The organism is Clostridium sp. UMB9555A (genome assembly GCF_030222355.1).
Classification (GTDB): Bacteria; Bacillota; Clostridia; order Clostridiales; family Clostridiaceae; genus Sarcina; species Sarcina perfringens.
Window position 1 is genome coordinate 436282 of the sequence record NZ_JASORQ010000001.1, and the last position, 14567, is coordinate 450848.

At 30.0% G+C, this 14567-nt stretch carries 15 protein-coding genes and 1 other annotated feature; all 15 genes read left to right on the plus strand.

Going from position 1 to position 14567, the window contains the following annotated elements:
- Position 1: 1 nt before the first annotated feature.
- A complete protein-coding gene (locus QP548_RS02010; RefSeq protein ID WP_061428829.1) occupies positions 2 to 430 on the plus strand; it encodes an MOSC domain-containing protein in 429 nt (142 codons plus the stop codon).
- Between the two features lie 166 nt (positions 431 to 596).
- A complete protein-coding gene (locus tag QP548_RS02015; RefSeq protein WP_061428828.1) occupies positions 597 to 1496 on the plus strand; it encodes a GGDEF domain-containing protein in 900 nt (299 codons plus the stop codon).
- Positions 1497 to 1715: 219 nt separating this feature from the next.
- Entirely contained in the window at positions 1716 to 2942 is a 1227-nt protein-coding gene (locus QP548_RS02020) for a replication-associated recombination protein A (RefSeq protein ID WP_061428827.1), read from the plus strand.
- Positions 2943 to 3071: 129 nt separating this feature from the next.
- On the plus strand, positions 3072 to 3533 hold the full coding sequence (locus tag QP548_RS02025; protein ID WP_061428826.1) for an RrF2 family transcriptional regulator: 462 nt from the start codon (positions 3072 to 3074) through the stop codon (positions 3531 to 3533).
- A complete protein-coding gene (gene nifS, locus QP548_RS02030) occupies positions 3526 to 4722 on the plus strand; it encodes a cysteine desulfurase NifS (protein ID WP_060794477.1) in 1197 nt (398 codons plus the stop codon). Before QP548_RS02025 ends, nifS begins: the two co-directional genes overlap by 8 nt.
- Positions 4723 to 4724: 2 nt before the next feature.
- Positions 4725 to 5153: a Fe-S cluster assembly scaffold protein NifU gene (gene nifU, locus QP548_RS02035; protein ID WP_003451659.1), complete on the plus strand. Its 429-nt coding sequence runs from the start codon at positions 4725 to 4727 to the stop codon at positions 5151 to 5153.
- 24 nt (positions 5154 to 5177) lie between these two features.
- A complete protein-coding gene (gene mnmA, locus QP548_RS02040; protein ID WP_003459581.1) occupies positions 5178 to 6257 on the plus strand; it encodes a tRNA 2-thiouridine(34) synthase MnmA in 1080 nt (359 codons plus the stop codon).
- 137 nt (positions 6258 to 6394) lie between these two features.
- Positions 6395 to 6868: a PRC-barrel domain-containing protein gene (locus QP548_RS02045; RefSeq protein WP_003451141.1), complete on the plus strand. Its 474-nt coding sequence runs from the start codon at positions 6395 to 6397 to the stop codon at positions 6866 to 6868.
- A gap of 25 nt (positions 6869 to 6893) precedes the next feature.
- Entirely contained in the window at positions 6894 to 7931 is a 1038-nt protein-coding gene (locus QP548_RS02050; protein WP_061428825.1) for an AI-2E family transporter, read from the plus strand.
- Between the two features lie 262 nt (positions 7932 to 8193).
- Positions 8194 to 8364, plus strand: a binding site (T-box leader).
- A 160-nt stretch (positions 8365 to 8524) separates the two neighbouring features.
- Positions 8525 to 11164 (plus strand): alanine--tRNA ligase, encoded by a 2640-nt coding sequence (alaS, locus tag QP548_RS02055; RefSeq protein WP_061428824.1) that lies wholly within the window; start codon positions 8525 to 8527, stop codon positions 11162 to 11164.
- 143 nt (positions 11165 to 11307) lie between these two features.
- Positions 11308 to 11565, plus strand: a complete 258-nt coding sequence (locus QP548_RS02060; protein ID WP_003451703.1) for an IreB family regulatory phosphoprotein — start codon at positions 11308 to 11310, stop codon at positions 11563 to 11565.
- 47 nt (positions 11566 to 11612) lie between these two features.
- The gene (gene ruvX, locus QP548_RS02065; protein ID WP_003459573.1) at positions 11613 to 12026 is read left to right on the plus strand and encodes a Holliday junction resolvase RuvX; all 414 of its coding nucleotides are present in this window, start codon (positions 11613 to 11615) and stop codon (positions 12024 to 12026) included.
- A gap of 15 nt (positions 12027 to 12041) precedes the next feature.
- Complete coding sequence (locus QP548_RS02070) at positions 12042 to 12296, plus strand: DUF1292 domain-containing protein (RefSeq protein WP_003459598.1); 255 nt, start codon at positions 12042 to 12044, stop codon at positions 12294 to 12296.
- A gap of 20 nt (positions 12297 to 12316) precedes the next feature.
- Complete coding sequence (locus QP548_RS02075) at positions 12317 to 12769, plus strand: Fur family transcriptional regulator (protein ID WP_003451087.1); 453 nt, start codon at positions 12317 to 12319, stop codon at positions 12767 to 12769.
- A gap of 70 nt (positions 12770 to 12839) precedes the next feature.
- Complete coding sequence (locus tag QP548_RS02080) at positions 12840 to 14507, plus strand: ribonuclease J (RefSeq protein WP_003459637.1); 1668 nt, start codon at positions 12840 to 12842, stop codon at positions 14505 to 14507.
- Positions 14508 to 14567 lie beyond the last annotated feature (60 nt).

Below are 14567 nucleotides of genomic sequence, written 5' to 3' on the forward strand. Positions count from 1 at the left end.
AATGAGCAAGGTAAGAGCTATTTGTATAAGTGAAAAGAAAGGTACTGCTAAGGTGCAAGTTCCCAAAGCTGATTTTATAGAAGATTTCGGAATTAAGGGTGATGCTCATGCTGGGAAATGGCATAGACAAGTAAGTTTATTAGCTTTTGAAAAAATAGAAGATTTTAGAGCTGATGGTGGAAATGTAGACTTTGGAGCTTTTGGAGAAAACCTAGTTGTAGATGGAATAGAACTAAATAAACTTCCTATAGGACAAAAAATAAAAATAGGAGATGTTCTTTTAGAAGTAACACAAATAGGCAAAAAGTGTCATGATAAATGTGCAATATACTATCAAGTTGGAAGATGTATAATGCCTGCTTATGGTATATTTACAAAGGTATTAAATGGAGGAGAAATTGTTTTAGGAGAAGAGGTAGAACTTCTTTAAAAGAAAATTTTAATATAAAGGTTCTAATAGTTTTTATTAGAACCTTTTTTTATTGTATAATTGTTAATAAAGAATGTACGGAAACGGCATTAATTTTAGATATCACTTTAATATGTGTTAAGATTTGGGGATGAATTAAAAATTCTAAAAGATGGAGGAAGATTAATTGGGAGTTTTACTAGATATAAAAGAAAGAATGTCTATATTCAAAAACTTTTACGATGAAATTAGAGTGGTGGATCCTATAAATAATAAAGTATTTTCAGATGAATTTAACTCAAAAATCAATGACAACCTTAATAAAAAAGAGTGTTCCACAAGCAATTGTTATGATGTGTGGGGAAAAAAATCAATGTGCAGTACTTGTATATCAAAAAAAGCTTATTTAAAAAATGATACCTTTATGAAATTAGAATATAACCAAAAGAATATATTTTTAGTTCTAGCTTCACCAATTGAAATTGAAGAAAGAAAATATGTTGTTGAAATATTAAAAGATATAACAAACAATGGAGAAATAGTAGAAGGTACAGGAGAAACAGATTATTTAGACTTAACAATAAAAACGATGGGAGAAAATCTTGTGAAAGATTATTTAACTGGAGTTTATAATAAAAGATATATAGACCAAAGATTTTCAAAAGAAGCTAATAGAAACTTAAAAGAATCTATACCTACAACTGTAATTATGACTGATATAGATTCATTTAAAAGAGTAAATGATACTTATGGACATTTAATAGGTGATAAAATTTTAAGAGATTTTGCAAAGGTATTAAATAATAATATTAGAGAAAATAGTGATTGGATTGGTAGATATGGAGGAGAAGAATTCATAATTGTTTTAAATAATACCAATATGAAAAATGGAGTAAAGGTTGCTGAGAAGCTTAGAAAAATCATAGAAAAAATGAGTTTTGACTATGATGAGATAAGTGTGAAAATAACTGCTAGCTTTGGAGTTTGTGAAGTTTCAGAAAAAGAAGATCCGTTTGATACAATAAAAAATGCTGATGAAAAATTATATATGGCAAAAATGGCAGGAAGAAATAAAACTGTATTTTAGTATTATAATAATTATGTAATTAAATTAAGATTTAGTTTAGGAAATTAATTATAAAAGTATAAGAAGGGAGGAAAATTATCAAGTTTTATATTAACATATTATGTTTCTGAGATAATGAGATTTTTAATGAATACAAAAATTAAAAAGAGTCTTTAGTTAACATAGTAATGTTATTAGAATTTTGATAATTAAGAAAATTTGAGACCTTTAGCGGATATTATGCGTCCTAAAAATTTAGAGGATATAGTTGGACAGAAACACATTGTAGGAGAAGGAACTCCTTTAAATAAGCTTATAAAAAATAAGAATATAATGAATTGTATTTTTTATGGTCCACCTGGTGTTGGAAAAACTACTTTAGCTAATATAATTTCAAATTACACTGATAAGAAATTTTATAAAATAAATGCTACTACATCTTCAATAAAAGAAATACAAAGTATAACTTCTGATATAGATAATCTGTTGAATTTTAAGGGAATAATACTTTATATAGATGAGCTTCAACATTTTAATAAGAAACAGCAGCAAGCACTTTTGGAATTTATTGAAGATGGAAGAGTAGTATTAATAGCAAGTACTACAGAAAATCCATACTTTGCTATTCATAAGGCTATATTGAGTAGAAGTACTATATTTCAATTTAAGCCAGTAAGTACTGAGGATATAATAATAGCTTTAGAAAGAGCTATAAGTAAACTTGAAAAAGAGGGATATTCCATTTCTATTGAAGAAGGCGTTTTAAAATATATTGGAGAGATTTCTCAAGGAGATGTAAGAAAGGCCTACACAGTATTAGAATTAGCTATTAAATCTCAAGAAAAAGATAATATTATTTTAAATAAAGAGTATGTAGAAGCACTAGGTCAATCTAATTTGAAATCTGATTCATCAGGAGATGATTATTATAATTTATTAAGTGCTCTTCAAAAAAGTATAAGAGGAAGTGACCCTGATGCCTCAATTCATTATTTAGCTAGACTTATTAAGGGTGGAAATATGGATAGCGTAATTAGGAGAATAGGAGTAATTGCAGCTGAAGATATAGGTCTTGCTCATCCTAATGCTTTGCAAGTTGTAAATAGCGGAATAGACCTTGCTTTGAAAATAGGAATGCCAGAAGCAAGGATAATATTATCTGAATTAGTAATATATTTAGCTACTTTACCAAAGTCAAATAGTGCTTATATGGCTATTGATGATGCCTTAAGAGATTTAGAAAAAAATAATGCAGGGGATGTGCCAAAACATTTAAAAGATGCTCATTATAGTGGAGCAAGTAATTTAGGTGTTGGTGGTTACTTGTATCCCCATAATTATCCTAATAGTTATATAAATCAAGAATATATGCCTGAAAATATGAGAGGAAAAGAATATTATAAGCCTAAGGATAATAAATACGAAAATAGTATAAAAGCCTATTGGAATAATGTAAAAAACAAATAGTTAAATTTGAATTTTAAATTCCATTTTTTAAGTAAAAAATATGTGAATATTATTGTTGACAAATTTACTCGGTTTTGATATTATAATCACATAAAGTACATCGAATTAGTCAGATTTAGAGGTGATTAAATGAAATTATCTACCAAAGGAAGATATGGTGTAAAAGCCATGGTTGATTTAGCTATACATTATGGTGGATCACCTGTGTCAATAAAGTCAATATCGCAAAGACAAAATATATCTGAATATTATTTAGAGCAATTATTTAGTTCTTTAAGAAAAGCTAAGCTTATAAAGAGTATTAGAGGTGCTCAAGGAGGATATATTTTAAATAGACAACCAGAAGATATAACAGTTTCAGATATTATAGAAGTTTTAGAAGGACCAATAGAAATATCAGATTGTTTAGAGGGTGTAACTTGCAATAATGTTGATTGTTGTGCGACTAGACTTTTATGGAAAAAGATAAAAACAAGTATAGACGAGGTTACTAATTCAGTAACACTTAAAGATATAGTAGAAGATTATAAAGCTATGAAAGAAAAAAATGAAGCTTTAAAAATTGTTAGTAGGAGTGAAGAAAATGAATAATAGAGTTGTTTATATGGACTACTCAGCAACTACATATGTTAAGCCAGAAGTATTAGAGGAAATGTTACCATATTTCACAAATAAGTTTGGAAATCCATCAGCATTTTACGGAGTTTCAAGAGAATCAAGAATGGCTGTAGATACTGCTAGAGAAAGAGTAGCTAAAGTATTAAATGCTGATACAAATGAAATCTACTTTACTGGTGGCGGATCAGAAGCAGATAACTGGGCAATTAAAGGAATAGCTTTTGCTCACAAAAATAAAGGAAATCATATAATAACTACAAAAATAGAACACCATGCTGTATTACATACTTGCCAATGGTTAGAAAAACAAGGTTTTGAAGTAACTTACTTAGATGTAAATGAAGAAGGTTTTGTTGACTTAGAAGAATTAAAAAATGCTATTACTGATAAAACTATCTTAGTTTCTGTAATGTTTGCAAACAATGAAATAGGAACTATAGAGCCAGTTAAGGAAATAGGAAAGATTTGTAGAGAAAGAAAAGTAATATTCCATACAGATGCAGTTCAAGCTGTAGGAAATGTAAAGATAGATGTTAAAGATATGAACATCGATTTACTTTCATTAGCTGGACATAAAGTTTATGGACCAAAAGGAATCGGAGCTTTATATATAAGAAAAGGTATAAGAATAGATAACTTAATCCACGGTGGTGGTCAAGAGAGAGCTAGAAGAGCTGGAACTGAGAACATACCTGCAATAGTTGGATTAGGAAAGGCTATGGAAATCGCTGGAGAAAACTTAGATGAGCATATAGCTAAAGTTTCTAAGTTAAGAGATAAGTTAATAAAAGGATTATTAGAAGTACCATTTACAAGATTAAACGGACCAAAAGATGGTAGTAAGAGATTACCAGGTAATGTAAATGTATGCTTTGAATTCATTGAAGGTGAAGGAATACTTCTTTCATTAGACTTTGAAGGAATTTGTGGTTCAAGTGGAAGTGCTTGTACATCAGGATCATTAGATCCATCACACGTGTTATTAGCAATAGGTTTACCTCATGAAATAGCACACGGATCATTAAGATTAAGTTTAGGTGAAGGTACAACTGAAGAAGACGTTGATTACGTATTAGAAAAAGTGCCACCAATAATCGCAAGATTAAGAAGTATGTCACCATTATGGAAAAATCATTTAAGAGAAGTAGAAGGAGAGAATTAATTATGATATATAGTGAAAAAGTTATGGATCATTTCAAAAACCCAAGAAATGTAGGAGAAATTAAAGACGCTAACGGAATCGGAGAAGTTGGTAACGCTAAATGTGGAGATATAATGAGAATATATCTTAAAATAGAAAATAACATTGTAGAAGATGTTAAATTTGAAACTTATGGATGTGGATCTGCTATAGCTTCATCAAGTATGGCTACAGAGCTTATAAAAGGAAAAACTGTAGAAGAAGCTTGGGAATTATCAAACAAAGCTGTTGCAGAAGCTTTAGATGGTCTTCCACCAGTAAAAATGCACTGTTCAGTATTAGCTGAGGAAGCTATACACAAGGCTATAAACGACTATAGACAAAGACAAGGATTAGAGCCTTGGGATATGAAAGAACATTCACATGACATACATGAGCATGTTCACGGTTAAGAATAATATTAAAGTGGTGATTTTGTGACAAAGAAAAAGGTTGTTATAGGTATGAGCGGCGGAGTTGATAGCTCCGTTGCTGCTTACCTTTTAAAGGAACAGGGATACGATGTAATTGGTGTTACAATGCAAATATGGCAAGAGGATAAGGAATATGAGGAAAGAGAAGGTGGATGTTGTTCACTGTCAGCAGTGGATGATGCTAGAAGAGTTGCTCAAAAACTAGATATTCCTTTTTATGTTTTAAACTTTAGAGATAGTTTTAAAAGAAACGTAATAGATTATTTTGTAGACGAATATATACAAGGTAGAACTCCAAATCCATGTATTGCATGTAACAAATATCTTAAATTTGATGAGCTTTTACAAAAAGCTAAAGGTATAGGTGCAGACTATGTTGCAACAGGTCACTATGCTAAAATCGAAGAAAGAGATGGAAGATTCCAACTTATAAGATCAAAGGATGATAGAAAAGATCAAACTTATGCTTTATACAATCTAACTCAAGAACAGTTAGAGCATACTTTAATGCCTTGTGGAGAATTCACTAAGGATAAGATTAGAGAAATAGCTAAAGAGATCGGTCTAGATGTACATAATAAAAAGGACAGTGAAGAAATATGCTTTATTCCAGATAATAATCATGGAAGATACATATGTGAAGCTGCTCCAAACAAAGTTAGACCAGGAAACTTTGTTGATAAGTATGGAAATGTCTTAGGAAAACATAAAGGAATAGTCTATTATACAATAGGACAAAGAAAGGGCTTAGGATTAGCTCTTGGAAGACCAGTGTTTGTTACTGATATAAACCCTGTAACTAATACTGTTGTAGTAGGACCAGAAGAGGATATCTTTAAAACAGATTTAGTTTGTAAAGATATAAATTTCATATCTATAGATAAACTTGAAGGCCCTATGGAAGTTGAAGCTAAAATTAGATATTCAGCTAGACCAGCTAAGGCTACTATAAGTCCTATGGAAAATGGAAGAGTTAAAGTTTCTTTTGAAGATAAGCAAAGAGCTATAACTAAAGGACAATCTGTTGTTTTCTATAAAGATGATTTAGTTGTAGGTGGAGGAATAATCGAAAGCCTACTTTAATAGAAAGCTCCCGAAAGGGGGCTTTTTTCTTTTGCATTTAAAATCTTTATGAAACTATGTATTTTTTGGAAGGATATAGATAATACTAAATATATTACTAATGGCTTTACTTAAATTAGAAAGGGATGACTTTTAGAGTGTATAGAATAAGAGATTTAATTGGTCTTAAGGTTTTTGATTCTAATGGAAAAAAGGTTGGAGTAGTTTGTGATCTTGCTATAGATTATTTTAATGGAAAAGTTATGGGCTTTATAATAACAAAAAAATTATTTTCAAAAAGAGATTATGTGGACTTAACTAATGTTATTTCTTTAAGCGATACTATTATGACAGAAGGGGTACATGTACATAGAGGGTTAAAATTTAGCGAGATAAAAAACTTTGATCTTATAAATAAGGATGGCCATATGATAGGAATATTAGAAGATATTTTAATAGACTACGACTTTTATATAAGAGGACTAATAGTGGTAAGTGGATTAGTTGATAAATTTAAAAATGGAAAGCGAGTTATACAATTAAAAGAAACTATTTTAGGAGAAGAAAGCATTTTATTTTTTGGCAATAAAAATATAAATATGAGAATGATTCCAAGAAAATATTTTGGCTAGGTAAATTAAAAAAGGAGGAGTAGGAATGGTTAGAGCTTTAAAAGATAAAAAAAGATTTATAAGAAATTTAATATTAACATTTATAATTTTTTTATTTATATTCCTTTTATATCAATTTGAAGCTTTTAGAGACATTATTTTTATAGTGCTTGTATCAGGGATTTTTGCATATATTCTTAAGCCTCTATATAGATTTTTATGTGAAAGAACAAAAATAAATAAAAACTTTTTAGCTATGGCTATAGTACTTAGTGTAATTTTTCTTATATTATTTTTTTTAACAGTTCTAATTCCAAGTATGTTTAAAGAAGGGGAAAGTTTTGATGGTTTAATAAATGGTATAGAATTCTTTATAAATGATTTGATTATGAAGATGAAGTTTATGGAATTAGGGATTTTTGATGTTATTGAAGCTCAAGTTACTGAAAAATTAAATATATTATTAGTTAGTTTTGCAACTAGTATTATAAATAATTTAATTAGCTTTTCAGAAAATATTTTAGCTTTTGCTGTTATACCTGTATTAGCATATTATTTTTTAGCCTATGGAGATTTATTATCTAATAAATTTTTATATTGCTGCCCAATGGAGAAGAGAGCTCTATTAAAAAATCTAGGGAGAGATGTTGATAAAGTCTTAGGTAAATATATTTTAGGGCAATTACTTTTAAGCTTATTAGTTGGAGTTATGACATTTATAGGTATGCTTATACTAGGAATAAAGTTTCCTCTATTATTAGCGTTTTTAAATGCGTTACTCAATATTATACCCTATTTTGGAGCGGTTTTAGGGGCAATACCTGCAATAGTTGTAGCATTAGTAGAAGGCCCAAATAAAATTTTATGGGTTATATTGACTTTTTTAATAATTCAACAAATTGAAGGAAACTTAATAGCACCTAAAATTACAGCTGAGAGTATAGATATGCATCCAATATTAATCATAATATTACTTTTAATTGGAGAGCAAATAGGAGGGCTTTTAGGAATGGTTTTTATAGTTCCTATAGCTGTTGTAATTAAAGTTTTATTTGATGATTGGGATTATTATATGTTTTTATGATATTTTAGTATTAGATTAAATTATAGTTATTAAGAAGTATGATATATTTTTTTATAGTTAAAAAGTTTTAGATATTAATTAAACACACCTAATAATATTATTCTAATAGTATTTTATATAAAAATAATATTTAACTTAGTAGATAAATAATCATAAAATATATAGGAATACATAGTAATTTAGTAAAATAGATATTAATACAATTGGCAATTATATTGACAGGTAAAGAAATTTTTTTTATAATTTGCCTATAATAACTTAATGAAAAGCGTTGACGAGAATGAGTAGGCATTTATCTTTTAATCAGAGAGGAAGTGGTTGGTGAGAACTTCTTAAAAGAGATGTTGAAGCTATCTTTGAGCTATAATTTTTAGAGTGATGTAGTTTTACATAATTAGGGTGGTACCGCGGAGCATAGGATTTCGTCCCTTTTAATTAGGGGTGGGGTGTTTTATGTTCTTTTTTTATGTGTGAAACTAATTATAAAATAAAAAAATATCTAGAGCTAAGTAGAGGGTTTAATCTTATTTTATAAATATATGATTAAACTTAAAGGCTAAAGGATAAATACATAAAATTTGGAGGAATAAATTATGAAATTCATGGGAGCAAATGAATTAAGAGAAAAATATTTAAGCTTTTTTGAAAGCAAAGATCATTTAAGATTACAGTCATTTCCGTTAGTACCTAAAAATGATAAGAGTTTATTATTAATAAATGCAGGTATGGCACCACTTAAACCTTATTTCACAGGTTTAGAAGAACCACCAAAAAGAAGAATAACAACTTGCCAAAAGTGTATAAGAACTGGTGATATAGAGAATGTTGGTAAAACATCAAGACATGGTACATTCTTTGAAATGTTAGGAAATTTCTCATTTGGAGATTACTTTAAATCAGAAATAATTCCATGGGCTTGGGAGTTTATAACAGAAACTTTAGGAATTCCAAAGGATAAATTATATGTAACTATATATTTAAATGACGATGAAGCTTATGATATTTGGACTAGTAAAACTGATGTAGATCCAAGTAGAATATTCAGATTAGGAAAAGATGATAACTTCTGGGAAATAGGGGTAGGTCCTTGTGGTCCTTGTACAGAGATTCACTTTGATAGAGGAGAAGGAAAGGTTGAAACTGTAGAAGAATTTTTAGAGGCTTCAGATGCTGATAGAATAGTTGAGTTCTGGAACTTAGTTTTCACTCAATTTGATAAAGATGAAGAAGGAAACTACAATGAGTTAGCTCAAAAGAATATAGATACAGGTATGGGCTTAGAAAGAATAGCTACAATAATGCAAGGTGTAGATAATATCTTCGAAATAGATACAGTTAAAAACATATTAAATAAAGCATGTGAATTAACAAATGCTAAATATGGAGAAGATAAAGACAAAGATGTATCATTAAGAATAATAACTGACCATGGAAAAAGTGTTACTTTCTTAATATGTGACGGTGTTCAACCATCAAATGAAGGTAGAGGATATGTTTTAAGAAGACTTCTTAGAAGAGCTGCTAGACATGGAAGACTTTTAGGGGTTAAAGGTATATTCTTAAATGAAATGGTTGATGCTGTAGTTGAAAATTATGGTGAAGCTTACCCTGAATTAAAAGAAAAAGCTGATTACATTAAGAAGATAATTAAATTAGAAGAAGAAAGATTTAATGAAACAATAGACTCAGGTATGGATATACTTATGAGCTATATTTCAGAAATGGAAGAAAAAAATGAGAAAGTTTTATCAGGAGCTAAAGCTTTCAAATTATATGATACTTATGGATTCCCTCTAGAGCTTACTCAAGAGATATTAGAAGAAAAAGGATTAGAGTTAGATATAGAAAACTTTAATAAGGAAATGAAAGAGCAAAGAGAAAGAGCTAGAAATGCTAGAGGAGAAAGTAGCTACATGGGAAGCGAAGAAAGTCCAGTAAACAAAGTGGATGCTTCAATAGTTACTGAATTTGATGGATATGTTAATTTAGAGCTTAACTCAAAAGTTATAGTACTAGGAAATAATGAAGAATTTAAAGCTGAACTTAAAGAAGGTGAAGAAGGATTCTTATTAACTGATAAAACTCCTTTCTATGCTGAAATGGGAGGTCAAGTTGGAGATAGAGGAAATATAACTTCAGAAACTGGAATGGCAATAGTTACAGATTGTAAGAAAAATGTTGGTGGAAAATTTGTTCACTACATTAAGGTTATAGAAGGTAGTTTAAAAGAAGGTCAAGAAGTTAAATTATCAGTTGATGCTTCAAGAAGATCTAACATATGTAAAAACCACACAGCTACACACATGTTACATGAAGCTTTAAAAGAAGTTTTAGGAGAACATGTAAATCAATCAGGTTCATATGTTGATGAAGAAAGATTAAGATTTGACTTTACTCATTTTGCGGCTTTAACAGAAGAAGAATTAGAAAAAGTTGAATTATTAGTAAATGAAAAAATAATGACTGTATCTGTAGTTGATACAAAGGAAATGTCATTAGATGAAGCTAGAAATAGTGGAGCAACTTGTCTTTTCGATGAAAAGTATGCTGAAAAAGTAAGAGTTGTTTCAGTTGGAGATTTCTCAAAAGAATTATGTGGAGGAACTCACGTAGCTAACTCAGGAGAAATTGGATTATTTAAGATAGTTTCAGAATCAGGAGTTGCTGCTGGAATAAGAAGAATAGAAGCTGTTACTGGAATAAGCGCATTAAAATTCATGGAACTTAAAAATAACATGCTTAAGGAAGCTGCTTCAATGCTTAAGTGTAATGAAAAAGATATTGCTAAGAGAATAGCAGCTCAAGCTCATGAATTAAAAGAAAAAGATAAAGAAATAGCAGAACTTAAAGCTAAATTAGTTCAAGGTGCTGAGGATGATATATTAAAAGACAAAGTTGAAATAAACGGAGTTGAATTAGTTACAGCAGAATTAAAAGATGTTGATGGAAATTCATTAAGAGATTTAGCTGATAAAGTTAGAAATAAATTAAATAATGGAATAGTTGTTTTAGCAAGTGACAATGGTGGAAAAGTAAACTTAGTAGCTATGGCAACTAAAAATTCATTAGCTAATGGAGTTCATTGTGGAAAAGTAATAAAAGAAGTTGCGGCAGTTGTAGGCGGCGGCGGAGGTGGAAGACCTGATATGGCTCAAGCTGGTGGAAAAAATCCAGAAAATATAGCTAAAGCATTAGAAAAAGCAAAAGAAGTTGTAGAATTACTTGTAAAATAGTTGTACTTTTATGTAAATATAGTTTATAATGAGTATAAAGTAAAGCGTGAATAAAAACTAATTTAAAAGATAATAATATATGTAAATATATAAATTAAAATATATTTACTGTAAGGGGGTGAGCTGCTAGTAAGCAGCATGTTATGAGTAACAATTTTGACCACACAATGCAGTTTGATTTTAGTAAAAATAAGGAAGATTTAACTAAATCAATATTAACTGATGTATACAACTCACTAAAGGAAAAAGGCTATAACCCGGTTAATCAGCTAGTTGGATACTTAATTTCAGGTGACCCTACTTACATCACTAATTACAACGGGGCAAGAGCTTTAGTAAGGAAACTGGAAAGAGATGAAATACTTGAAGAAGTTATAAAATCTTATCTAGAGATAAAATAACAAAGAGTGCCCGAAAGGGTACTCTTTCGTTTATGTAAGGAGATTCAATGAGAATTTTAGGTTTGGATATCGGAAGTAAAACTATAGGAGTTGCAGTAAGTGATCCACTTGGATGGACAGCTCAAGGTGTAACAACTATAAAAAGAGATTGCTACACTAAAGACGTAGAGGCAGTCATGAAAATATGCAAAGAGTATGGAGTAGAAACTATAGTTGCAGGTATGCCCAAAAATATGAATGGAACAATAGGACCATCTGGAGAAATGGTTAAAAATTTATGTGAACAAATTGAAAAATCATTTGATGGTAAAATAGAGTTTTGGGATGAAAGACTTACAACAGTTGCTGCTCATAGAGCAATGCTAGAAGCGGATTTATCAAGAGCGAAAAGAAAAAAAATAGTCGATAAAATAGCGGCTACTTATATATTACAAGGATACTTAGACAGAATATCAAAATAAAAAGGAGAAGTTAAAATGAATAACGATTTACAACCAATAGTTTTAGTTGATGAAGAAGGAATAGAAACAACATTCAACGTAGTAACTAAATTAGATATTGAAGAAAAAGAATATTTCTTATTATCACCAGAAGGTGAGGAAGACGTAGTTATAGCTATGCAAGTTGTTCAAGACGAAGATGGAGAAGAGACTTTAGCTCCAGTTGAGAATGATTTTGAAATTGAAATGATAGAAGAAGCTTATGCAACTTTATTCGCAGAAGAAGAATAACGGTAAAGTGAGGTTTTAATATGGCAAATACAGCTTCAGTAGATTTTGATGCTTTAAAAGAAGAATTAAAGAAGAAGGGTTATAAGTTAACACCTCAGAGAAGAGCTATAGTTGATACTATAATACAAAATGAGGGTAAACACTTAACTGCTGAGGAAATTTATGACGAGGTTAAGAAAAGTTGTCCAGAGATTGGATTAGCTACCGTATATAGAACAATAATTCTTCTAGAAGAGATGGGTGTAATCTATAAGTTAGATTTAGAAGATGGATGCAGTAGATATGAACTTGCTCATGATGATGAAGAGCATAGACACCATCATCTAGTTTGTAATAAATGTGGAAAAGTTTTTGAGGTTGAAGCGGATTTATTAGACGAACTAGAAGAAGAGATTGAAACTAAATATGGCTTTGAAATATTAGATCATACAGTAAAGTTTTTCGGAATATGCAAGGATTGTAAAAATGAATAGAGAAATTTTCTCAAATGAGGAAACCTCTTTTATACATAAGCGTACTACTACAAAAAAGAGGAGGGAAAATATGAAACGTGAAAAGCTAAAGGTTAAAATTATACCTTTAGGTGGTTTGAACGAGATAGGTAAGAATCTAACTGTTATCGAATTTAAAGACGATATAATTGTAGTCGACTGTGGACTTAAGTTCCCAGACGAAGATATGTTTGGTATTGATATAGTTATTCCAGACGTATCATATCTTGTTAAAAATGCAGAAAAAGTTAGAGGAATATTTTTAACTCATGGTCATGAAGATCATATTGGTGCTTTACCATATGTGTTAAAAAATTTAAATGTACCTGTTTATGGAACAAAACTTACTTTAGGAATAGTTGAAACTAAACTAAAAGAACATGGTTTATTAAGCACCACAGAGCTTATAAGAGTTAAACCAAGAGATATTATAAAATTAAAATCATCATCTGTTGAATTTGTAAAAACTAATCATAGTATAGCAGATTCAGTTGCTATAGCAGTGCATACACCACTAGGAGTTGTACTTCATACTGGTGATTTTAAAGTAGACTATACTCCAACTGACGGAGAGGTAATGGATTTTGCTAGATTTGCAGAATTAGGAAGAAAAGGAGTTCTTGCAATGATGGCTGACTCTACTAATGTAGAGAGACCAGGATATACAATGTCAGAAAGAGCTGTAGGAGAAAATCTTAAAAAAATATTTGTTGGAGCAAAGGGAAGAATAATAATAGCTACATTTGCTTCAAATATTCATAGAATACAGCAAATTGTTGAAGCTGCAGAAATGACAGGAAGAAAGATTGCTGTTTCAGGAAGAAGTATGGAAAATATAGTACAGGTTGCAATAGAACTAGGATATTTAACAATAGATAAGGATTCTTTTGTTAGCATAGATTCTATAAACAAATATCCAAATGAGCAAGTGACTATAATAACTACAGGAAGCCAAGGCGAGCCAATGTCAGCATTAGCCAGAATGGCATCTTCAGAGCATAAAAAAGTTAATATCATTGAGGGAGATACAGTAATACTATCTGCAACACCTATACCAGGAAATGAAAAATTAGTTTCTAAGGTTATTAATCAACTTTTCAAAAAAGGAGCAGAAGTAGTGTATGGAAAACTAGCAGATGTCCATGTTTCAGGTCATGCTTGTCAAGAGGAATTAAAACTTATGCAAGCTCTTGTTAAGCCTAAATTCTTTATACCAGTTCATGGTGAGTATAGACACCTTAAACAGCATGCAGAGTTAGCTGTTGATGTTGGACTATCAGAAAAGAATTTTATGATAGCTGAAAATGGAGATGTTATAGAAATCACTAGAGATTCAATCAAAAAGAATGGATCTGTTACTTCTGGTCAAATTTTTGTTGATGGACTTGGAGTTGGTGATGTAGGAAACATAGTTTTAAGAGATAGAAAACATCTTTCACAAGACGGAATTCTTACAGTAGTGGTTACTATTTCAAAAGAAACTGCTTCAGTGGTAGCAGGACCAGATATTATATCAAGAGGTTTTGTTTACGTAAGAGAATCAGAAGACTTAATGGATGAAGCTAAAGAGATAGTAAAAGACGTTTTAAGAGATTGTGAAAAGAAAGGAATCTGTGACTGGGCTACTATGAAATCTAACATAAGAGATGGCCTTAGAAGTTTCCTTTATGAAAAAACTAAGAGAAAACCAATGATATTACCAATAATAATGGAAATATAAAAAAATTAGATGATAATGTAGAATGTAACTGTTTAAGTAAAAAATGTTGTGTTGACTTTT